Below are 19,459 nucleotides of genomic sequence, written 5' to 3'. Positions count from 1 at the left end.
CTTCTGATTCTACTAATTACCACAGATTTCTATCCATTTCCTCTATCTGCCCCTTCTCCTTTTCTCGACTGGACAGGTTCTTTCTCGATAAGCTGCCAGTTGAAACATGGCGGAAACGGTTGAGAAGGTATATTTCTGCTCACTTAACACCTCAATAATATAGGGCAAGGCGTCCATACTCCCCTTTAACGTGTCTTTCGTACCGCCAGCGGAATGTTGAAGCACGACTGCGCCTGGGTTGACATGTCCCAAGATGTTTCTTGCGACCTGTGGGCCGGTGAGACCTATCCAATCCCAACTATCTATATCCCACAAAATCATTTCGTAGTCGCTCGCCGCAAGCAGCTGGATGACCTCCTCATTCACTGCTCCATATGGCGGCCGAACTATCCGAGGTCTCACACCTACTACCTTTTCGATCTGATCCGAGGTACGTTCTACCTGCTCATAAACAGCCAAGAGAGGGATTTTCGTAAAGTCGGGGTGATCCCAGCTATGGTTTCCAACCATGTGTCCTTCCTTTACGATCCGTTCCAGTGTTTTCGGGTTGTACTTCACCATTTGCCCCACACAGAAGAAAGTGGCCTTTACCTGATAGTGAGCGAATATGTCTAACACACGAGGCGTCCACAACTGATCCGGTCCATCATCAAAAGTGAGTGCGATTTCCTTGGGCCCATTGAGCTTGTTCACAAGCGTTACCCTCCCTATAAGCCAGTATTCTGCTGCTTTGATGCATAGTATGACTGGGCTATCATTTGGTAACGCTAAAAAAACCGATTCTGCATGAGTATGCAACGCAGAAAAAAATTTTTTAACAACGGTTAATGAATATAGTATAATAGTGATAATGATTTTCATTTTCGCAAAAATTTATACTAGTGCGTATTCAAAAAGTCGACTTTTTGAACTACCTCTATTAGAGAGAGCGTTGGATATACATGGAGGGTTAATCACGACAAAGCATGCTCGAAAGGGATGATTATATGGGAAAAGTTTTAGAAGTAAAAGATTTGCATGTGTCATTCGATACGTATGCAGGTGAAGTCAAGGCAGTACGTGGCGTCTCCTTCGATCTGGAAAAAGGAGAAACGCTGGCGATTGTTGGTGAATCTGGTTCCGGTAAATCCGTCACTTCCCAAGCACTTATGCGCCTCATTCCTTCTCCTCCTGGACGCATTCCAAAAGGACAAGTTCTTTTTGAAGGAAGAGATTTGGTTACGCTTTCTGAAAAAGAAATGCAGGATGTTCGCGGTCGCGATATCTCGATGATCTTCCAAGACCCGATGACTTCCTTGAATCCGACGATGACTATCGGGAATCAAATCATGGAGAGCTTCATCAAGCACCAAAAGCTGAACCGTGCAGACGCCCGCAGCCGTGCTATTGAACTGTTGGAAATGGTAGGGATTCCCTTTGCCAAAGAGCGTGTCGATCAATACCCGCATCAGTTTTCTGGTGGGATGCGTCAACGGATTGTCATTGCCATCGCATTGGCCTGCAATCCAAAAATTATCATCGCTGATGAGCCGACAACTGCTTTGGACGTATCGATTCAAGCGCAGATTTTGGAGTTGCTAAAGGAACTGCAAAAGAAGATGGGTACCTCGATCATCTTTATTACGCATGACCTCGGTGTAGTTGCGAACATGGCAGACCGTGTCGCGGTTATGTATGCAGGAAAAATTGTGGAAATTGGTAAAGTCGATGAAATTTTCTACGATCCTAAACACCCGTATACATGGGGTCTATTAGGTTCCATGCCTAGCCTCGATTCCAGCGATGACGAGCTGATGTCCATTCCTGGATCGCCGCCTGACATGTTTAAACCACCTGTTGGTGATGCTTTCGCGGCTCGTAACCCATTTGCGTTGAAGGTCGATCTGGAATATGAACCGCCGATGTTCAAAATCTCCGATACGCACTATGCAGCAACATGGCTCCTGCATGAAATGGCACCTGACATCAAACCGCCCGCTTCGGCTGTGAGACGAAAAGTCAATTCTGATGAGGCGACTGCGGCTCCTGTAAGCACCAAAAAAACGTTCAACTACGAGAATCGCGAGAAGCTGGTTGAAGTCAAGGATTTGAAACAGCATTTTGACCTCGGGAATGGTCATACGCTGAAAGCGGTAGATGGTATCACCTTCGACATCTACAAAGGGGAAATCTTTGGCCTTGTGGGTGAATCCGGTTGCGGTAAATCGACCACAGGACGCACCATCCTTCGCCTGTACGATGCAACTGGCGGAGAAGTCTTGTTCAATGGACAAAGTGTACACGGGAAGAAAACACTCGAAGAAAAGAAATGGCTCAACCGCAAAATCCAGATGATTTTCCAAGATCCGTACTCATCGTTGAATCCACGTCTGACTGTATCTGATATTATTGCGGAAGGTCTCGACATTCATCGTCTCGCGAACAAGGAAGCACGCATCGCCAAGGTACACGAGTTGTTGGAAACCGTCGGCCTCAACCGCGAGCACGCAAACCGTTACCCACATGAGTTCAGCGGCGGACAGCGCCAACGGATCGGGATTGCACGGGCATTGGCTGTTGATCCGGAATTCATCATTGCCGATGAACCGATCTCTGCCCTCGACGTGTCCATTCAGGCGCAGGTCATCAACCTGCTCAAACGCCTGCAAAAAGAAAAAGGCCTAACCTATCTGTTCATCGCCCATGACCTGTCCATGGTTAAATACATCAGTGACCGCATTGGTGTTATGTACCGCGGACGTATCGTGGAGCTGGCAGAAAGTAATCGCCTGTACGAGAATCCCATTCATCCGTACACCAAATCGTTGCTCTCGGCAATTCCGTTGCCAGACCCGGATTATGAGCGCAACCGTAAGCGCATCGTTTTCGATGATCAGGAATATTTGCGAGATCAAGGGGAAGAACGCGTCTTACGTGAAGTGGAGCGCGGTCACTTTGTCGCTTGCACCCAGAAAGAATTCGAAAGATACGGTGGCGGCGTCTTGGTGTAAACCTATATACAAAAAAAGGGAGAGAGCTTCGACAGCTCATCTCCCCTTTTTTATTTAGCCTTTCATACGCAAGAGTCTCATGCTGTTTAAGATGACCAGCAAGGCGGCTCCCGTGTCACTGAGTACCGCCAGCCACAAGGTGAGATAGCCTGGGAATATCAGCACGAGTGCAACCAGCTTCACGATGATCGAAAACCAGATGTTTTGCTTGATAATCGTGAGTGCTTTTCTGCTGATCTTCATCGTGTGCGGCAGCTTTTCGAGATTATCAGCCATCAGTACGATATCCGCGGTTTCCATTGCCGTATCAGTACCTGCTCCACCCATCGCAATCCCCAAGTCAGCTGATGCGAGAGCAGGTGCATCATTGATCCCGTCACCCACCATGGCGACGACCTTGCCTTCTTGCTGTAGTCGCTTGACCGCTTCTACCTTATCTTGTGGCAGCAGCTCTGCAAAATAACGATTGACGCCTGTCTGACTCGCTACTTTTTTCGCCGTACCCGTATTGTCACCGGTCAGCATCACGATGTCTTCGATTCCTGCGGCCTTGAGCTTGCCAATGGCACTAACCGTAATCTCACGAATGGTATCGGCAACGGCAATCATCCCGATCAATTTCGTTGCGGTACCGATAACCACCAGGGTATGTCCCTCACTCTGCAACGACTCGACTTTCGTTTGCCATGCCGACAGATCGACTCCCAGCTCTTGAAACAGGGCGGGCTTTCCTGCATAAAATGTTTCGGTTCCGATGACAGCGCTCGCCCCTTTTCCGACGATCGCCTTGAAATCTTGCCCACTCTGGGAAGCAATCTGCTTTTGTTTCGCATAGGTGAGAATCGCTAGTGCAATCGGATGGGAAGAACGCTCTTCAATCGTTCTGGCGATCGATACTACGTCGTCCTCGCTTCCCTCCATCTCGATAACCGCCGCAACCTGTGGTTTTCCTTCCGTCAATGTGCCCGTTTTATCGAAAGCAATTGCGGTAATCGCTCCTGCCTTTTCCAAAAACGTACCGCCCTTGATCAGGACGCCGTTTCTCGCGGCATTTCCAATCGCGGACACAATCGCAACTGGCGTAGAAATGACCAGTGCGCACGGGCAAGCAACGACTAGCAGCTCAAGCCCTCTGTAAAACCATTCTCCCCAGGTACCGATTCCGAGTAATGGCGGGAATACAATCACGAGCAAAGCAAGCACGAGCACGATTGGCGTGTAGATCGCAGCGAATTTGTCGACGAACGCCTGAGTAGGCGCTTTTTTCTCCTGCGCTTCCTCCACGAGATGAATGATTCTGGCAATCGCTGTATCTTCCACCAGCTTTGTTACCTTGATCTCCACCGCGCCACTCTCGTTGACACTTCCTGCAAAAACACTGTCGCCGACCAGCTTATCTACGGGAATCGATTCACCTGTAATCGGAGCCTGATTGACGCTCGATGTCCCATGTACGATGACACCATCCAGCGGGATTTTCTCTCCCGGCTTCACTACGATGACTTGACCGACAGTGATGTCCTCAACTGGTTTGCGGGTAAGAGACTCCCCCACCTTGACCCATGCTTCAGGCGGAGCCAAATCCATCAGATTGCGTATGGAGTCGCGCGTTTTTTCAATCGACTTGGTCTGCAGCAAGTTTCCGATGGAAAAGAGCCAGACGACAGTTGCGCCCTCCAGCCACTCCCCGATTAATGCGGCTCCAACAGCCGCAACAGACATCAATACGTTCATATCCAGTGAACCGCTTTTTATCGCGTAAAAAGCACTGCGTGCAGGTCGGTAGCCGCCGCTTATGATCGACAACGCATAGAGAACAGTAACGACCAGCGGAGGTATGCCAGTCGATAAGGAACCTAGAAAACCGAGAGCCAACAACACACCAGAAATCACCGTCAGTGTCGTCCCTGCTCGATCCGTTTTCGGAACTGCTTTGGCCGTGCGCCTCGTAAGTAGCATGGCACTATATCCGGCCTTTGCGACTTCCTTGACCACGGCGTCTTCTCCTAGCCCATCCGCGACGAGCTGCATTTTACCCGTGGAAAAGTTCACGTTTACCTCTTTTACCGCAGGCAACGTATGCATATGCTTTTCCAGCGATTTGGCGCACGAACTGCAATCCATACCTATAACGCGATAGACAACAGCCTGTGAAGAAAGAATGCCTGCGCTTTCAGTTGCCGCAGCCGCAGGCTCGAGAACCGTGAGAATTTTACCAGCATGCTTATGCTCACTGCCGCATTGATGCCCACTGCAACACTCATCTTTTTTTCGTTCTTCTGCCATCTGTTTTCACCTTTTTCCAAGCATCTATTTTGCCCAGCTTCGAATGAAATCAATCCACAAACATTCAAACAAATATTTAATTATTATATTATCGCATCCTTCTGGTTCGTTCAAGAATTGATTTGAATATTTCGCCCATTTTTTTACAGACTGGGAATAAAGAAAAAGACCCCTATTTTACTAGGAGTCTTGTTACTTAGAACGGGCTTCTACAGGTGTTGGGGTAGTCTGCCAACGCTCCCCACAGTCCAGACATTTGCACTTAATTACTTTGCGCTTTTCTAAGGCAAGACGAACGGCAAACAGGATAAAGGCCCCTGATAGTCCGAGGAACAAAAAGATGACAGGCGTCCCTTTCACCGAAATACCGATCAAAGCAAGCACTGCCAAAACCGCTGCATAAATGGTTATGTATAATGGCTTATTGATCGATTCTGTCAAATCGATTTTCGCAGAACGGCACTTCGGGCACTTTGGTTGCGCACTCATGGTATTCTCTCCCCATTTCTTGGATCATGTTCATCTTACACGAAAACAGAGAGGGACACTACACTGCCATGAAAATGTCGTTTTTCCTTTTCACTTTCCCTGTGAATGTCTATAATAGTAGGACATTGTAGAGCATGAGGTGATGGTTACAGTGGATGACATCTGTGAAATCCAATGTTTTGATGAGGAAAAAGTAAATCGGTTAAAGCCGTTCGCCACAGAATCAGAAGGGGTAGCAAAAATCTTCAAGGCGTTGGCTGATGACACCCGCGCCAAAATCATTCACATCCTCTCGATGGAAGACGAGCTCTGTGTCTGCGATGTGGCTGCTATCATCGGAAGCTCGATCGCTAACACTTCCCACCATTTGCGGCTTCTTCGCAACATGGGACTGGCCAAGTACCGCAAAGAAGGAAAGCTCGTTTTTTACTCGTTGGATGATGACCATGTACGCCATCTCATATCTGCGGGGATTGAACACGCCAAAGAACAGAAAACCATTGTCCGAGCTACCTGATTGCTCGGGCTTTTTTGTTATAAGAGAAGATGACTTTTTTTAAGAAATGGACAAGAGGAGTTAGAACATGTTAGACAAGAATGCGGTAGTCCACTGTTTACAGGGTATCGATACCCAAAAATTCGTCGATTATTTTCATATTCAAGAAGACCGTCAACCACGTTGGGAGGCTTCAGCCTTTCTCTTGTCTCTCGAAAAAACAGAAGTTCCTCATCCGGTGGATGCTTTTCTACTTTTAATGGAGCGCCTCGAATATTGGGGGGAAGAATGGGCTTGGGAAGAGATGAACGTCAAAAATAGCAAAAGACAGCTTATACTTAGTCGGGTCATTGATCCCCTCCTAAGATTTGGGTTATTCATGGAAATAGACGTGAAAAATACGCTTAGCAAACTAGATGCACTCGGTATTGAATTTGATTTTGGCTCCATTGTGACAGCTGCGTCCACTAACACGCTGATTTATGATAAGTGGAATGATTTTCTTTTATTCGGGGGTAACGCAAACCATTATTATGTCATTCAATGGTACACAACCGCTTAGCCAGCATTTTAAACATTTGATTAACCGCAACGGGTTTCCTCGCTTTTCCGGGTAAACCGCTTCCTGGTCGCCTCTATACCTACAAATATAAGAAAGTAACAGATCGAAGCGAACACAAAAACTGTTGCCTGCGGATAAAACAATGCGGCATGCGGATCAACACTCTTTAGCCATTGAAACAGTACAGGTACATAACCGATGACAGCATATCCTGCGAAACGCACAACGTAATTTTTCCACCCGATCAAGTGTGACCGACTCACTAGCCATTCCACGAATACCGACAGCCATACGAAGACAATTAGGTTCATTGCCATGCTTATAAGTACACCCAGCAAATACTCTTGTCCGAACCCGTATGGCGCGCTAGGATCACGATAAAGGTAGATGATCAGCGCAGCATACAGACCGGTAATAAAAGGGGATATGACTGCGGCGAGTATACGCATGCCGATATTCATGGAAATCACTCCTTTGCTTTGCTTCGTTATGATTCCTTTGTCGTTCGCGCAGTAGGATGTTCACCCGTCGGGAGGCTGACCGTAACCGTTGTCCCTTCGCCTATACGGCTCTGAATGTGAATGCCGCCTTTTGCAACCTGCAAAATTTTTAGCACGATAGAAAGACCGAGACCGCTTCCCGTCGCTTCTCGATTGCGTGACTTGTCTCCTTTGTAAAAACGGTCAAAGACATGCTCCAGCTCTTCTTCTGACATGCCAATCCCCGTATCCCGAATGGTCACGACGATTCGCGTATCCTTCTGTATCATAATATAAATAGAGCCAGCCTTTGGGGTGAATTTGATACTATTGGCAATCAGGTTCATCCATACCTGATTGAGCAGCTGCTTGTCACCCACGATAAAGGTCTCCGGTAAGGTCAGCTCCATCGTGAGCTTTTTTTGTTGCCACTGATGCTCCAAAACTAAGAGGACTTGCCTGATCTGCTCATCGAGACGAAAACGTGTCGGTTCGTACAGACCTGTCTCCTTGTCCAGGGAAGCGAGCGTCAACAGCTGCTTGCTCAAGGAAGACAGCCGCCTGCTCTCCTCTTCGATGATAGTCAAGTACGTCTCCCGCTGTTCGCTTGTCACACCACCGCTGCGGATGGCTTGAGAAAAGCCTTGGATCGATGTCAATGGAGACTGGATTTCATGAGAGACATTGGAGACAAACTCTTGGCGCATCTCGTCCAATTGCTTGAGAGACTCTGTCATCCTGGCAAAATGCATGGCCAAATCACCGATTTCATCCCGGCGAGAGATGTCCAAGTGGATATCGTACTCGCCTTCTGCCAGTTTTTTGGTCGCATGGCTCAGCTTCTCGATCGGTTTCACCAAGTAACGGGTAAAGATCAAGATCAGGACCAAGCTCAGCACAAACATCGCTGCCAGCAGCAAAGCAAACATAATGTGCACCTCGCCAAACTGCTGCTCAATATTTGGCCGTACAAACAGGGCGTATTTTTTCCCTTCTGCTGTAAGCGGCAAGCCAATGCTGTTTGTCAACGTGTTTTCAAAAAATCCGGTCACAAACAAGCCGTGCTGTTCTTCTGTAATCCCTCTGTAGGTCTCACCCGCCAACACTTTTTGAATAATGGCAGGCTCTATCTGCTGATCGCGAAAAGGTGCTCCGAACTGGCTTGCAGCACCATTCTCATCCACGAGATACAGCTGAAAATTCAAATTGGCGACATGAGTCATAAAGGCAGGCAGGTCGAGCGACGATTTATGCTCATACAAATCAATCATTTGCTGTCCGATGCTCATGATTTTTTGTTCATTATAAGCGCGTAGATTTCGTTGATAATACTCATTTGCCAGCAAAAATCCCAGTGTGCCGCTGATCAGTACAATGGCGACGAAGGTAAGAACTACCCGAACGTAAAGAGATTTCACGAGCCTCGTACCTCCAGCTTATAGCCTAAGCCGCGAACGGTAGAAATGACAAAGTCATTTGTTTTCTCCGTAAACTTTTCTCGCAGCCGCTTAATATGCACATCGATGGTACGACTATCGCTCTCGGTATCGCCGCCCCACACCAACTCCAACAGTTGATCCCGGGTAAAAATCCGATCAGGAAAACTGGCAAGCTGGGCAAGCAGTTCAAATTCCTTTAACGGTAAATGAATCAACTCATCTTTCACCTTCACGACATGGCTGATCCGATCGATGACGGTATCGTTTAAGACGATGATTTGTTTGCTGACCATCTGATAGCGACGCAGCAAGGCCTTGATGCGGTACAGCAATTCGGTAGGCTCAAATGGCTTGGTCAAATAATCATCCGTCCCCGCCAAAAAACCTTTTTCCTTATCCCTCACCTCTCCTTTTGCCGTTAGTAGGATGACAGGAAGGTCGTAAAATTCTCTGATCTCCCGGCACAGCTCCCAACCGTTTTTGCCTGGCATCATCACATCCACGATGGCGAGCTGGACAGATTCCTGTTCCAACAGTTGTGAAGCCTCTTTTCCATCCACACAAGCCAAGACGTTGTACCCTTCTTTTGCTAAGTAAAATCGCAATAGCTCACGTACATGTGGATCGTCATCTGCAATCAGTATCGTCAGTTTCATCAAGCTGGCCCCCTTGCTACTCCGCGCTCTAGTTCTCTTGCTTTATCATTATTTTGAATGATACTCACTTGTCGATCCTCCTGCAAATCGTCACTGGCTTGTGCCTATCTAGTCGGATCAATCGTAAAGAAGCGATATGAACAAGAGATGAACGAACACTGTTGGCTCTTGAAGACTTTTACACATTTGATTAAATCTGCGGGAAACATGCCCTTTTCCCGGAAAAACAACTTTTTTCGCACACAAAAAAGCAGCAGACACTGAGGTCCGCCGCTCTTGTTACTCATCCATTACTTGCGAAACTTCTCCGTAAACCACGCGGCCGAAGCCTCTACTTCCTTCACCGTCAGCTGATGACCATACGAATCCCAATGCACAGTCACGTCAGCACCTGCTTCTGTCAGTAGTTGGTTCAGCTCCTCCGTCTCTTGTGCAGTACAGATCGGATCATTCGTGCCCGCTCCGATGAACACCGGGATGGCTGACATATTAGGGAGAGCGATCCCACGACGTGGAACCATTGGGTGGTAAAGAATCGCTCCTTTTAGCGGATTCGGGTAATGGAACAGGAGACTACCTGCAATATTCGCCCCGTTCGAATAGCCGACTGCCACGATATTGTCTCGGTCGATCTGATACGTATCCGCCGCTTGATCCAAAAACTCATGCAGCTCCTGCGTGCGGTAGACCAAATCCTCTTCGTCAAAAACACCCTCTGCCAAGCGTTTAAAAAATCGCGGCATGCCGTTTTCGAGAACATTCCCACGGACGCTCAGAACAGAAGCGCCAGGATAAATACGATCGGCCAGTGGCAAGAGGTTGTTCTCATCTCCGCCCGTACCATGAAGCAACAACAGAGTTGGTGCTTCTGAATCGGTTCCTTTTCGAAAAATGTGCTTCAAATTCATTATTTATCTTCCTCCAACACTCTGACTGTAATCGGCGTCAAGCCTTGCTCAATCTGGGCACGACGTGGCTCATACCACTCAGGGAGCATCAGTTTTTCACCCAATGCCTCAAATGGCTCATCTCGTTCAAAGCCTGGGGGATCTGTTGCAATCTCAAACAAAATCTCGCCCGGCTCGCGGAAGTAGATGGCGTTGAAATATTGACGGTCGATAATATCCGTCGGATGGAGACCGGATTGAGTCGCACGCTGTTGCCATAGCTGGTGATCCTGATCGTCTACGGCACGCCATGCGATATGGTGGATCGTACCTGCACCGCCTGCTCCTCTTGGTATCGGCTCGGCATTCACGTCAATGACATTGCCCAAATCGCCGTGAGCCTTGAAACGGACAAGGCCGTTTTCTTCGCCGACTCTGGTCAGTCCCATCAGTCTCTCGAGAACATCCATGGTGTGGGCGGGAGCCATGCTGTACAGGATCGCTCCGCCGAAGCCTTTAATCGCCTTGTCAGCTGGCACTCCGCCAAAGGACCATTTGCTCGCTGGACCGCCTTCACGTTCCACGATCTCCAGCTGTAAGCCGTCTCTGTCTGTAAATTGCAGATATGTTTCATTAAAACGCTCCACGCGGCTGTACTCGATTCCGAATTTTTTCAGTCGATCCTCCCAGAAGGAAAACGCCCCCACTGGAATCAAGAAAGTCGTATAGCCAACCTGCCCACCGCCAACGCGTCCACGGCGACCAGTCTCCCACGGGAAAAAGGTGATCGCAGTTCCTGGACTACCGACCTCATTCCCGAAGTACAGATGATATACATCTGGTGCATCGAAGTTGATCGTTTTTTTCACCAAGCGCAATCCGAGAAACCCTGCATAAAAATCAACGTTATTTTGGGCGCTTGTTACAAAAGCTGTGATATGGTGAATTCCTGCTGTTTGCTGTGTCATTTTGAATTGCCTCCTCAAATTTATTATTTACTTGCTTGGAATGTGTTGTAGCTTACGAACTCTCCAACGGGCTTGCGGTACCCTCTGACTCGCTGGCTGGATGTATCTTCTTTTCCAATCGTGATCATCAAAGCTGGCACAAAGCTGTCCGGAACCTTCGCTATCTCTTGCACCGCTGCCGGGTCGAATCCGATCATCGGGCACGTATCCCAGCCTTTATCCTTTGCAGCGAGCATGAACAGCATTGCGGACAAATTGGCATTGCGGATCGCTTCATCACGCTTGAACTGCTCTCCTCCAGCCTCGTGCATTGCTCTGACAGAAGAATTGTTGTGGTCGTACTCGCGTTGATCCATGACTCCTAAATGAAGAAGACCTTCATTAATGCGCTCTACGCTTTGGTACGCTTCCTTGTCACCAAATACAAGCACTACTGCCGAAGCGGTCTTTACCTTATATTGTCTATATGCCGCTTCATATACACGCTCTTTGGCTTCTGGATCGATGACAACTACATAATGGGCATGCTGCAAATTGAATGCTGATGGTGCGAATTTGACCAGGGACATGATTTCATCGATCTCAGCAGGTGTTATCGTTACGTCCGTTAGAAACTTGTTTGCGGATCTTCTGTTTTTTACAAGGGTAGTGAATTCACTCATGGGACTTCCTCCTCGATTTTTTCTATCTCATTCATTTTTTAATATCTCAAATTAGAGATAATGGATTTAAAAATGTTCCTGCTTGGGGAAGTAGGATGACGATGTTACGAAAATTAAATATCTTGAATTTAAGATAATTATAGGACGAGAATTGTCCCTTGTCAACAGCCTAAGGCCAGAAGAATGAAATCTCTTCCAGCCCAAGGCTCTTGTCAGTTGGCGTACCAGTAAAGAGCATACTCGGTCATGACAGACGGATACCCCATTTGGCGCAGCATCGCCGTTATGTTTCCACGATGATACGTTCCGTGATTGACCACTTGCATGATGATTTCTGCCAAGCTCGTATCGCGTACTCTCGTGTACGGATTATCAAGGACAATGCGCCGCTCCAAATCTTCTTCTTGGCTGAGAAAAGCTCTGAATTGCTCGACCAGCTCGGCATACAACTGCTCTACTTCCTCCAAGCTTTTTCCCGTAATTTTCTTCTCTTGCCGCCATGTCTCATCCATGGCAGCTTGCATATCCATCCCCTGCAATATGAGAAGCCAGCTTTGGTCCACCATATAAATATGCTCCATCACTTTTGCCACTGTCGGGTAAACGCTTTGGACCTCCTGCTCATAAACACCTTCCGGAAGTTCCTTCAAGCGATTGATTAACGTTTGATTCGCCCAAGCGTGAAAGTCGTACATGTTTTTGGCATAGTGTGTCATGATAAAGCCCCCTCTTTGGTTCGTCGATAGCTCTATCATAGACCTGCTTCCCTGACAAATACGGTCAGTGATGCTTCCTGCCCCAGCCAAAATGAAAAGCTCCCTTCTTACAGCACGCTGCCAGAAAGAGGCTTTTCGCTACTATACCGAGCGTCTATACAGTAGTCGAGAGCAAATAAAAGCTACTACTTTCAACCCTTTATGTAGATGCTGTCAAATCGAGATGAAAAATCAGCTCTTCGCCATACTCGCCCGCAAACCTCCGTCCTTGATCGACTAGCCCCGCTTTTTTATACAGTTGGATCGCTGGCGTATTCGTATGGTGCACCGTTAACACGATTTCATCTCGCTCCGGGTAATGCACTCGTGCAATGTCAGCCAACTCATGGAATACACGCAAGGCGTAGCCCTTCTTTTGATAGCGGGAATCGATCGAAAATGATTTGAAAATAACCGCCTCGCCATTTGGTGTGTAGGGATTGCCTGTGTGTGGTGTGAATAAGGCAAAAAAGCCGATTAGATGGCCTTGGTCGAAAACCACATAGGGCATATAACCAGAATTGTTTTGAGTTGCTTCGATCACATCGACTGGCATAGATGTGTAGATCGCTTGTTCTTGCGGCAAATCGTAAGCCACGATCGAAGGGTAGTCGCTTTTTTCGTACGGTCTGATAATGAACATCTTGCTTCCTTTCTCTTCTTACGGAGAAATTAGCGGCAGCCTGGTATGATCTGTAAGCACCAGACTACCACCGCCCCGAAATTGATTCATTTACACGGCTTTTGATTTCTGCTCCCCTATTTTCTGATGCAGCTTTTCGAACGCCAATGCCAGCTCTTCCTTCGGGATCATCGCATACCGATCGCCAATACTTACCTCATAGGAGCTAGAAGATTCGTCATCCTGTCTGACATAATGCGTGAAGCCAATTTCTGTCTCTTCACTAAGTGAGACCATGATACGCTCGAGCTCTTCCTTCGGCAAATTTGCGTGAACATGAAACATGTTGGACACAGGCACGGTCGGTCTCGTGGATATCCCCTGGCATTGATTGTAGAGTGCCGCCAGTTCTTTTGCATGCTCGTAATATTGACTGAATTTATGTTTTCTTTGTTCAAAATGGTATTCTGCCGTGACAATATACGGGTACAAACTAATCAGGTCCCCGCCATGGCGTCTTTTCCATACCTTCGATTGCTTTGTGAAGTCTTCATCGCCAGCCAGGATCGCCCCGGCAATTCCGCCTATCCCTTTGTAAAAGGAAACGTACACGCTATTGAACAAAGCGCATACCTCATCGGCTGTCTTCTGGTAATACGGCAGAATTTCCAAAAGCCGGGCACCATCCAGATGCAGGCGAATTCCTTTTTCCCGACAATAACGGGAGATCTCCTCCAAATCCTCATACGCGGGCAGCTGTCCGCCAATCTCACGCTGTGGCAATTCCAGCAACAGGCACGCGATATCATCGTCCATGCCGAGAACATCGTCCAGTTCAATCACGCTGTTTTTATCCGCCAGCAAGACAGCCTCGATTTGATGTAGCTCCTTGAGCCCATTCTCCTCGTGGATCTCCAAGTGGCAGAGCGGATGATAGGCGACCTTTTTGATTCCCTTCTCATCGCACCAGATACGTAACGCGATTTGTTGGGCCATCGTACCGCTCGGAAAGAACACGGCAGACTCTTTGCCCAAATATTCGGCCATCTTACGCTGAAAATTCTCGATGAGTTCGCCTGTTCCGTACATATCGCCCTCCACATTCCCATCCACCCTGGACAGGACCTGCTGCAATTGATGGAGGTCTCTCTTGCTGTGCCCGGCGATTTGATAAGTGGTCTTTTTAAATACTTCTCGCAAGGTTTTCGTATCGTTCATCTTGGCAGGGCTCCTTTTTCTAATCTTCAATCGCTTGATAGGCAGTGGTCCAGAAATCAAGGAAAGCACCAGGTGGTTGTGGTGAATCCATCAGACGCTGCGTCAGGAGAATGCCAATCATTTCTTCCTGCGGATCTGTGTAAGCTGACGTTCCGAAACCACCGTCAAGTGGTCGTTATTCTCAGATGCTGTTGCTACTTACTTCTAAAGATATCACATTTCACAAGCAGCTCATGTCGTTTGTTGTTTGACGTACAGTTGGCGATATTCACTCGGGGTCTTACCCGTCATTTTTTTAAACAACGTGATAAAATACGGCGTATTCGGCATTCCTACCAATTGCGCAACAGCCGCGATCTGGTTGTTCGAATAAGCCAGCAGCTCTCGCGCCCTTTCTATCCGTTTTTTCTGGATGTACTCCACGGGCGTCATATCCATGAGTCGTTTAAACGTTCGCTGCAAATGAAATGGACTACCATGGCACACATCAGCCAAATGCTCCAACGTCAGCTTTTCGTTATAATGAGAATCAATAAACTGTGTAATTTGTGCCACCCACTCACGATCTGGCAACCTCTCTCCCGTGGGCTTGCAACGTTTACATGGTCGAAATTCTTCCCGCAGGGCTTGGCTTGCATTTTGGAAAACCCGCACGTTCTCCCTCTTCGGTGGCTTCGACTTGCATGACGGTCTACAAAAGATCTTCGTCGTTTTTACCGCATAAAAAAATTGATCATCGTAAGACCCATCGTTATGAATAATAGCCTGCCATCGCTCATCGGTTACCCGTTCCTCCAACACATGTCATCTCCTTTGCCATAGCTGTCATCGAATCGCTTGCTCTTACCGACAGTATACCCCCACGCTACATCATCCGTACTGCTAAAAGATTAAAATAGCAAGATAACGAAATGACAGCCCCGCTTATCTTGGTATAAAACTAGGAGGAAGTCAGACAGGAGGTTTTCGCATGACAAGCGGTCTATCACACTCGGCTTGGGTCGATAATAGAGATGAAATCATTTTGTCCGTACCTACGGAATTCAGTTTTTCGCAAAATCTTCACTACTTGTCCAGAGCATCCAACGAATGCATGTTTCACATTCAAAATGGGCGCCTCTACAAAGCTATCCCGATGGAACAAGATCCACAAGTGGTCGAAATTCACGCAGAGAATGATCAAGGATTGACTGTGCGTTTTCTCAGCCCTTCACTCCCCAATGAAAAAGTACGAACAGAAGTAGCACGTTATGTGCGAGACTGGTTCGATCTGGATAGGGATCTCGTTCCGTTTTATGAGCTTGCCGCAGGGGATGCTCTTCTACAGCAGGCCGTTGAAAAGTTTTATGGGCTGCGGACCATGGGCATTCCCGACCTGTTTGAAGCGCTCAGTTGGGGAATCATTGGACAACAAATTAACCTGACCTACGCGTACACGCTTAAACGACGGTTGGTAGAGGCATTCGGAAGACGGGTAGAATTCGAAGGAGAGACGTATTGGCTTTTTCCCACAGCAGAAAAAATCGCCGGATTATCCGTCACTGATCTGGATGGATTGCGCATGACGACCAAGAAATGCGAGTATTTAATTGACGTCGCACAACTCATCGTTGAAGGGAAACTATCGAAAGAGCTATTATGGGACGGAGGAGATTATCAAACCGCGGAGAAACGATTGACCAGTATCCGCGGGATTGGACCGTGGACGGCCAATTATGTGCTCATGCGCTGTCTGCGAATGCCCTCTGCTTTTCCCATTGATGATGTCGGCCTGCACAATGCGATCAAATTTTTACTAGGCAAAGAAAAAAAGCCGACAAAAGCAGAAATACGAGAGCTGTCCAAGACTTGGACGAATTGGGAGTCGTACGCTACTTTTTATTTATGGCGTTTTCTTTATTAATCTAAGGAGGTTCTATCCTATGCTAAAAATAGGTTCGCACGTATCATTCTCCGGTAAAGGTCTGCTGAATGCCGCCCAAGAAGCAGCCACCTACGGCTCGAGTACCTTTATGATCTACACGGGTGCGCCGCAAAACACCCGCCGCAAGCCGATCGAGGACCAGTACATTTCGGAAGGCAAAGAGGTAATGGCGAAGCAGGGTGTGGATGAAATTGTGGTACATGCCCCGTACATTATTAACCTGGGCTCTTACAAGGACGATACCTATGAGCTCGCTGTCCGCTTCCTGCAAGAAGAGATTCGCCGGACCGACTACATTGGTGTCAAAAATATCGTGCTGCACCCTGGTGCTTACACCGACAAAGATGCGGAGTACGGCATCGCCCGGATCGCGGAAGGCTTGAATGAGGTTTTGACAGGCATTAAAGACACCGACGTAAAAATCGCGTTGGAGACTATGGCGGGCAAAGGGACGGAAATCGGTCGCAGCTTTGAGGAAATCGCGGCCATCATTGAGAAAGTAGACGACAATAGCAGACTGACCGTCTGCATGGATACTTGCCACATTCACGACGCTGGCTATGATATCGTCAACGACTTCGATGGCGTCTTGGAACAGTTTGACCGGACAATCGGCTTGGACCGTCTCGCCGTTGTTCACTTGAATGACAGTAAAAACTTCCGCGGGGCAGGCAAAGACCGCCATGCGCCAATCGGTGCGGGACTCATTGGCTTTGATGCGATGAATTACATCGTGAACCACGAGAAAATCCGCCGCCTGCCGCTTGTACTGGAGACACCTTGGATCAGCAAGGAAAAAGGCAACGAGCGTCCGATGTACGAGGCAGAAATCGCCCTCCTACGCGGGGAAGTGGACAAGCGCTTTGGCAACGAATTCATGGATCATGTGGAGCGCCTCGATTTCTTTTTCCGCAAACAAGATGTCACCAGACGCGAGTATGTAGTTGGGATTTGGGAGCTGCTCAAAAACGACGCGAAGGCAAAGAAAGCAGATGGTCGTGAGCCGATGGAGCGTCTGTACGATATGGTGAAGGAAGCGAGACTGTTCCCAGAGCTCACCGAAGAGCAGATCAACCACCGCTTGACTGCCTACTTCGCGATTCCGAAATACTCGTAAGGTAAGAACACTACATGTAGGCTGACCGTGGCTTCCTCCTTTTGGAGTGAAAACGACACATGACCAATAGAGGGGGAGCCATATGCCTACACCGAAAAAGCCAGCACCTCAAGATGCTGACTCTGCCAAAACATACACCCTGCTCGGAGCTGATCGTTCCTTTTATCAAAGTGATACTCCGGGTACATTGGGGGGCTATCGACCACGCAAAATATACGGCCGACTGGATTGCCCCTCTGCCATCAGAGCTATTACGCGAGGCGGTTATGTCCGTCATCGCGTTTTTTTTGCAGATGAAGCCACTGCTATTGCTGCGGGGTATCGACCTTGCGCTGTTTGTTTACGGGAGAAATATTTGTTGTGGAAAGCGCTGCGAGCGTAGATTTAAAGAGTCTTGTCATTTCGTTCATTTCCTCGCTTGAAATTCCCTGTGATTTTCGCGAGGTGTAATTGTACAGTTTTGTCATCTTCCGCTGCCTTTATTTTATCCAGAAATCTTTCCGCTTCCTTCCCCTTTAACGTTTTTACCAGCTTCCCTTGATAGTCGATGAATACCGTCTGATCTTTTGCTACTCGATAGTGAAAGGGATTTTCGTCTAAACGATTTCTTTTATCAATCCGGCTCATTTGCCAGCCTCCTGGTCTCTCTATAGAACACCTTTGGGGATTCGAAAGAGTACATAGTTGCCCGTCCACATTTGTGAGGTAATGATCAGCTTCTCTTTCCCCCGTTCAAAAAAGTATCCGGCCCCATCTTGTTGGATAAACGTCCAGCCTTTTTCTGTCACCGCTCGTTTCATCGCTTCTGCCGCTGTAGCTTGATTTGCTTGCGGCCCATACCCATACCAATCGACGTTTTCCTCCGTTGTCAATTTGACGATGGTTCCCGTGTTTTCGCCCAACAGCTCCGTCACTTCTCTTTTGGACTTGGAGTCGAATGGTAATGCAGGATACCCGATCAGAGAAACATTCGCGATCATGATGAAACAAAAACCCAAGAAGAATAGGAGGAATAGAACTTTCGCTCGCTTGTTCATGCCCATGCAACTACTCCTCTTCTTCAAAAATAGCAACAGGACGCGCCCATCCCGCACTTGCTCCCTTCACTTTTACAGGGAACACAGAAACGGTAAACCCGTAGGGCCTCGGCAATTGCTCCAAGTTCGCCAGCTTTTCAATTTGGCAATACTCCTTCTCTTTTCCCACATAGTGAGCCGCCCATAAAACGCCATCGCGCGGATTTTGTTTATATTCAGCGGCTTGAACGGAAAACGGGATATCCCATCCCCACCCATCGGTTCCCATGACCTTGATTCCTTGATCGATCAACCAATGTGTCGCTTCGGCGGATACTCCCGCATGTGATTGAAAATAGTGCGCTTCATAGTATCGTTTATCCGCGTCCGTCCTGATCAGAACAATATCGAACGGTTTCAGTTCGTATTCAATTTGGGCGAGCTTCTGTTTTACATCCTTCATCGTAATTTCATAGCCAGACGGCTTTTCACTAAAGTCAAGCAGGACACCATCTCCGTAGAACCACTCCAACGGCAATTGATCAATCGTTTTCGCTGGCTCTCCCTCTGAAGTAGGCCAGTAATGCCATGGTGCATCGACATGTGTTCCTGTATGTGTCGTGAGTGTCACTGTTTCACTCGCCCAAGCCTTCTGCTCGGGAAAATCCGTTGGCTGCAATCCGAAATACTGGGCGGCTTGGACAGCCCCTTCTTCATGACTATGGTATTGAATCTCAGGTGGGAACGGTTCTTTTGCCAGACGATCAAGAGGCACACTCAGATCAATGAACCGACGTGCTTTTCTATTCATAGCAGGATTCCCTTCTTTCTCCCTTTGAGTTTTCTGTATTTTCAATCAACCTTACTGTACTACCTGCTTTCCATCAGCGTCA

General features: G+C 47.9%; 22 protein-coding genes and 1 pseudogene. 6 read left to right on the top strand and 17 right to left on the bottom strand.

Annotation, left to right across the window (positions count from 1 at the left end):
* Positions 1–42 precede the first annotated feature (42 nt).
* Positions 43–693 carry a polysaccharide deacetylase family protein gene (locus tag HP401_RS23245; RefSeq protein ID WP_309145152.1) on the bottom strand — a complete coding sequence of 217 codons (651 nt, stop codon included), beginning with the start codon at positions 691–693 and terminating at the stop codon, positions 43–45.
* A gap of 293 nt (positions 694–986) precedes the next feature.
* Between HP401_RS23245 and HP401_RS33195 the strand changes: the two genes are divergently transcribed.
* On the top strand, positions 987–2,990 hold the full coding sequence (locus tag HP401_RS33195; protein WP_173606697.1) for an ABC transporter ATP-binding protein: 2,004 nt from the start codon (positions 987–989) through the stop codon (positions 2,988–2,990).
* 54 nt (positions 2,991–3,044) lie between these two features.
* On the opposite strand, the gene HP401_RS23235 is transcribed toward HP401_RS33195, so the two are convergent.
* On the bottom strand, positions 3,045–5,276 hold the full coding sequence (locus tag HP401_RS23235) for a heavy metal translocating P-type ATPase (RefSeq protein WP_173606696.1): 2,232 nt from the start codon (positions 5,274–5,276) through the stop codon (positions 3,045–3,047).
* A gap of 192 nt (positions 5,277–5,468) precedes the next feature.
* Positions 5,469–5,765, bottom strand: coding sequence for a hypothetical protein (locus HP401_RS23230; RefSeq protein WP_016742736.1), 297 nt, complete (start codon positions 5,763–5,765; stop codon positions 5,469–5,471).
* A gap of 142 nt (positions 5,766–5,907) precedes the next feature.
* On the opposite strand from HP401_RS23230, the gene HP401_RS23225 reads away from it, so the two are divergent.
* Both HP401_RS23225 and HP401_RS23220 read left to right on the top strand, forming a co-directional pair.
* Positions 5,908–6,282 carry an ArsR/SmtB family transcription factor gene (locus HP401_RS23225; RefSeq protein ID WP_035290894.1) on the top strand — a complete coding sequence of 125 codons (375 nt, stop codon included), beginning with the start codon at positions 5,908–5,910 and terminating at the stop codon, positions 6,280–6,282.
* Positions 6,283–6,349: 67 nt separating this feature from the next.
* Positions 6,350–6,823, top strand: a complete 474-nt coding sequence (locus tag HP401_RS23220) for a hypothetical protein (protein ID WP_173606695.1) — start codon at positions 6,350–6,352, stop codon at positions 6,821–6,823.
* Positions 6,824–6,843: 20 nt separating this feature from the next.
* Here the strand turns inward: HP401_RS23220 and HP401_RS23215 are convergent, their stop codons facing one another.
* From HP401_RS23215 to HP401_RS23165, 11 genes and pseudogenes are all read right to left on the bottom strand, one after another.
* Complete coding sequence (locus tag HP401_RS23215; RefSeq protein ID WP_173606694.1) at positions 6,844–7,284, bottom strand: hypothetical protein; 441 nt, start codon at positions 7,282–7,284, stop codon at positions 6,844–6,846.
* 26 nt (positions 7,285–7,310) lie between these two features.
* Complete coding sequence (locus HP401_RS23210; protein ID WP_173606693.1) at positions 7,311–8,720, bottom strand: sensor histidine kinase; 1,410 nt, start codon at positions 8,718–8,720, stop codon at positions 7,311–7,313.
* Positions 8,717–9,397 (bottom strand): response regulator transcription factor, encoded by a 681-nt coding sequence (locus HP401_RS23205; RefSeq protein WP_173606692.1) that lies wholly within the window; start codon positions 9,395–9,397, stop codon positions 8,717–8,719. The genes HP401_RS23210 and HP401_RS23205 overlap by 4 nt, the downstream gene beginning before the upstream one ends.
* A 290-nt stretch (positions 9,398–9,687) precedes the next feature.
* Positions 9,688–10,305: an alpha/beta hydrolase gene (locus tag HP401_RS23200; protein ID WP_173606691.1), complete on the bottom strand. Its 618-nt coding sequence runs from the start codon at positions 10,303–10,305 to the stop codon at positions 9,688–9,690.
* On the bottom strand, positions 10,305–11,252 hold the full coding sequence (locus tag HP401_RS23195) for a ring-cleaving dioxygenase (RefSeq protein WP_173606690.1): 948 nt from the start codon (positions 11,250–11,252) through the stop codon (positions 10,305–10,307). The genes HP401_RS23200 and HP401_RS23195 overlap by 1 nt, the downstream gene beginning before the upstream one ends.
* A gap of 23 nt (positions 11,253–11,275) precedes the next feature.
* On the bottom strand, positions 11,276–11,914 hold the full coding sequence (locus tag HP401_RS23190; RefSeq protein ID WP_087349231.1) for a nitroreductase family protein: 639 nt from the start codon (positions 11,912–11,914) through the stop codon (positions 11,276–11,278).
* 212 nt (positions 11,915–12,126) lie between these two features.
* Positions 12,127–12,630 (bottom strand): DinB family protein, encoded by a 504-nt coding sequence (locus tag HP401_RS23185; RefSeq protein WP_173606689.1) that lies wholly within the window; start codon positions 12,628–12,630, stop codon positions 12,127–12,129.
* Positions 12,631–12,829: 199 nt separating this feature from the next.
* Positions 12,830–13,312, bottom strand: coding sequence for a GNAT family N-acetyltransferase (locus HP401_RS23180; protein WP_173606688.1), 483 nt, complete (start codon positions 13,310–13,312; stop codon positions 12,830–12,832).
* A 90-nt stretch (positions 13,313–13,402) separates the two neighbouring features.
* Positions 13,403–14,509, bottom strand: a complete 1,107-nt coding sequence (locus tag HP401_RS23175; RefSeq protein WP_173606687.1) for a threonine aldolase family protein — start codon at positions 14,507–14,509, stop codon at positions 13,403–13,405.
* 19 nt (positions 14,510–14,528) lie between these two features.
* A pseudogene (locus tag HP401_RS23170) lies at positions 14,529–14,675 on the bottom strand (serine hydrolase); the annotation flags it as partial.
* A 65-nt stretch (positions 14,676–14,740) separates the two neighbouring features.
* The gene (locus HP401_RS23165; RefSeq protein ID WP_173606686.1) at positions 14,741–15,310 is read right to left on the bottom strand and encodes a bifunctional transcriptional activator/DNA repair enzyme AdaA; all 570 of its coding nucleotides are present in this window, start codon (positions 15,308–15,310) and stop codon (positions 14,741–14,743) included.
* A gap of 169 nt (positions 15,311–15,479) precedes the next feature.
* On the opposite strand from HP401_RS23165, the gene HP401_RS23160 reads away from it, so the two are divergent.
* The 3 genes from HP401_RS23160 to HP401_RS23150 all read left to right on the top strand — a co-directional run bounded on the left by HP401_RS23160 (position 15,480) and on the right by HP401_RS23150 (position 17,932).
* Positions 15,480–16,412 (top strand): DNA-3-methyladenine glycosylase 2, encoded by a 933-nt coding sequence (locus HP401_RS23160; protein ID WP_173606685.1) that lies wholly within the window; start codon positions 15,480–15,482, stop codon positions 16,410–16,412.
* 19 nt (positions 16,413–16,431) lie between these two features.
* Entirely contained in the window at positions 16,432–17,550 is a 1,119-nt protein-coding gene (locus HP401_RS23155; protein ID WP_173606684.1) for a deoxyribonuclease IV, read from the top strand.
* Positions 17,551–17,632: 82 nt separating this feature from the next.
* Positions 17,633–17,932 (top strand): Ada metal-binding domain-containing protein, encoded by a 300-nt coding sequence (locus tag HP401_RS23150; protein WP_173606683.1) that lies wholly within the window; start codon positions 17,633–17,635, stop codon positions 17,930–17,932.
* A 2-nt stretch (positions 17,933–17,934) separates the two neighbouring features.
* On the opposite strand, the gene HP401_RS23145 is transcribed toward HP401_RS23150, so the two are convergent.
* Genes HP401_RS23145 through HP401_RS23135 form a run of 3 tightly spaced genes read right to left on the bottom strand, consistent with a single transcriptional unit; the run spans position 17,935 to position 19,377 of the window.
* Complete coding sequence (locus HP401_RS23145) at positions 17,935–18,177, bottom strand: hypothetical protein (protein WP_173606682.1); 243 nt, start codon at positions 18,175–18,177, stop codon at positions 17,935–17,937.
* A gap of 20 nt (positions 18,178–18,197) precedes the next feature.
* Complete coding sequence (locus HP401_RS23140) at positions 18,198–18,587, bottom strand: hypothetical protein (RefSeq protein WP_254457155.1); 390 nt, start codon at positions 18,585–18,587, stop codon at positions 18,198–18,200.
* A 10-nt stretch (positions 18,588–18,597) separates the two neighbouring features.
* On the bottom strand, positions 18,598–19,377 hold the full coding sequence (locus HP401_RS23135; RefSeq protein ID WP_173606680.1) for a cyclase family protein: 780 nt from the start codon (positions 19,375–19,377) through the stop codon (positions 18,598–18,600).
* Between the last annotated feature and the right edge of the window lie 82 nt (positions 19,378–19,459).

The organism is Brevibacillus sp. HB2.2 (assembly GCF_013284275.1).
Taxonomy (GTDB): domain Bacteria; phylum Bacillota; class Bacilli; order Brevibacillales; family Brevibacillaceae; genus Brevibacillus; species Brevibacillus brevis_D.
This window is presented reverse-complemented; position numbering and strand designations above follow the sequence as displayed.

Excerpts from the sequence above, each read along its gene's own strand:
- HP401_RS33195 (WP_173606697.1), top strand. The coding sequence starts at position 987 with ATGGGAAAAGTTTTAGAAGTAAAAGATTTGCATGTGTCATTCGATACG.
- HP401_RS23235 (WP_173606696.1), bottom strand. The coding sequence starts at position 5,276 with ATGGCAGAAGAACGAAAAAAAGATGAGTGTTGCAGTGGGCATCAATGC.
- HP401_RS23230 (WP_016742736.1), bottom strand. The coding sequence starts at position 5,765 with ATGAGTGCGCAACCAAAGTGCCCGAAGTGCCGTTCTGCGAAAATCGAT.
- HP401_RS23225 (WP_035290894.1), top strand. The coding sequence starts at position 5,908 with ATGGTTACAGTGGATGACATCTGTGAAATCCAATGTTTTGATGAGGAA.
- HP401_RS23220 (WP_173606695.1), top strand. The coding sequence starts at position 6,350 with ATGTTAGACAAGAATGCGGTAGTCCACTGTTTACAGGGTATCGATACC.
- HP401_RS23215 (WP_173606694.1), bottom strand. The coding sequence starts at position 7,284 with ATGAATATCGGCATGCGTATACTCGCCGCAGTCATATCCCCTTTTATT.
- HP401_RS23205 (WP_173606692.1), bottom strand. The coding sequence starts at position 9,397 with ATGAAACTGACGATACTGATTGCAGATGACGATCCACATGTACGTGAG.
- HP401_RS23200 (WP_173606691.1), bottom strand. The coding sequence starts at position 10,305 with ATGAATTTGAAGCACATTTTTCGAAAAGGAACCGATTCAGAAGCACCA.
- HP401_RS23195 (WP_173606690.1), bottom strand. The coding sequence starts at position 11,252 with ATGACACAGCAAACAGCAGGAATTCACCATATCACAGCTTTTGTAACA.
- HP401_RS23190 (WP_087349231.1), bottom strand. The coding sequence starts at position 11,914 with ATGAGTGAATTCACTACCCTTGTAAAAAACAGAAGATCCGCAAACAAG.
- HP401_RS23185 (WP_173606689.1), bottom strand. The coding sequence starts at position 12,630 with ATGACACACTATGCCAAAAACATGTACGACTTTCACGCTTGGGCGAAT.
- HP401_RS23180 (WP_173606688.1), bottom strand. The coding sequence starts at position 13,312 with ATGTTCATTATCAGACCGTACGAAAAAAGCGACTACCCTTCGATCGTG.
- HP401_RS23175 (WP_173606687.1), bottom strand. The coding sequence starts at position 14,509 with ATGAACGATACGAAAACCTTGCGAGAAGTATTTAAAAAGACCACTTAT.
- HP401_RS23160 (WP_173606685.1), top strand. The coding sequence starts at position 15,480 with ATGACAAGCGGTCTATCACACTCGGCTTGGGTCGATAATAGAGATGAA.
- HP401_RS23155 (WP_173606684.1), top strand. The coding sequence starts at position 16,432 with ATGCTAAAAATAGGTTCGCACGTATCATTCTCCGGTAAAGGTCTGCTG.
- HP401_RS23150 (WP_173606683.1), top strand. The coding sequence starts at position 17,633 with ATGCCTACACCGAAAAAGCCAGCACCTCAAGATGCTGACTCTGCCAAA.
- HP401_RS23145 (WP_173606682.1), bottom strand. The coding sequence starts at position 18,177 with ATGAGCCGGATTGATAAAAGAAATCGTTTAGACGAAAATCCCTTTCAC.
- HP401_RS23140 (WP_254457155.1), bottom strand. The coding sequence starts at position 18,587 with ATGAACAAGCGAGCGAAAGTTCTATTCCTCCTATTCTTCTTGGGTTTT.
- HP401_RS23135 (WP_173606680.1), bottom strand. The coding sequence starts at position 19,377 with ATGAATAGAAAAGCACGTCGGTTCATTGATCTGAGTGTGCCTCTTGAT.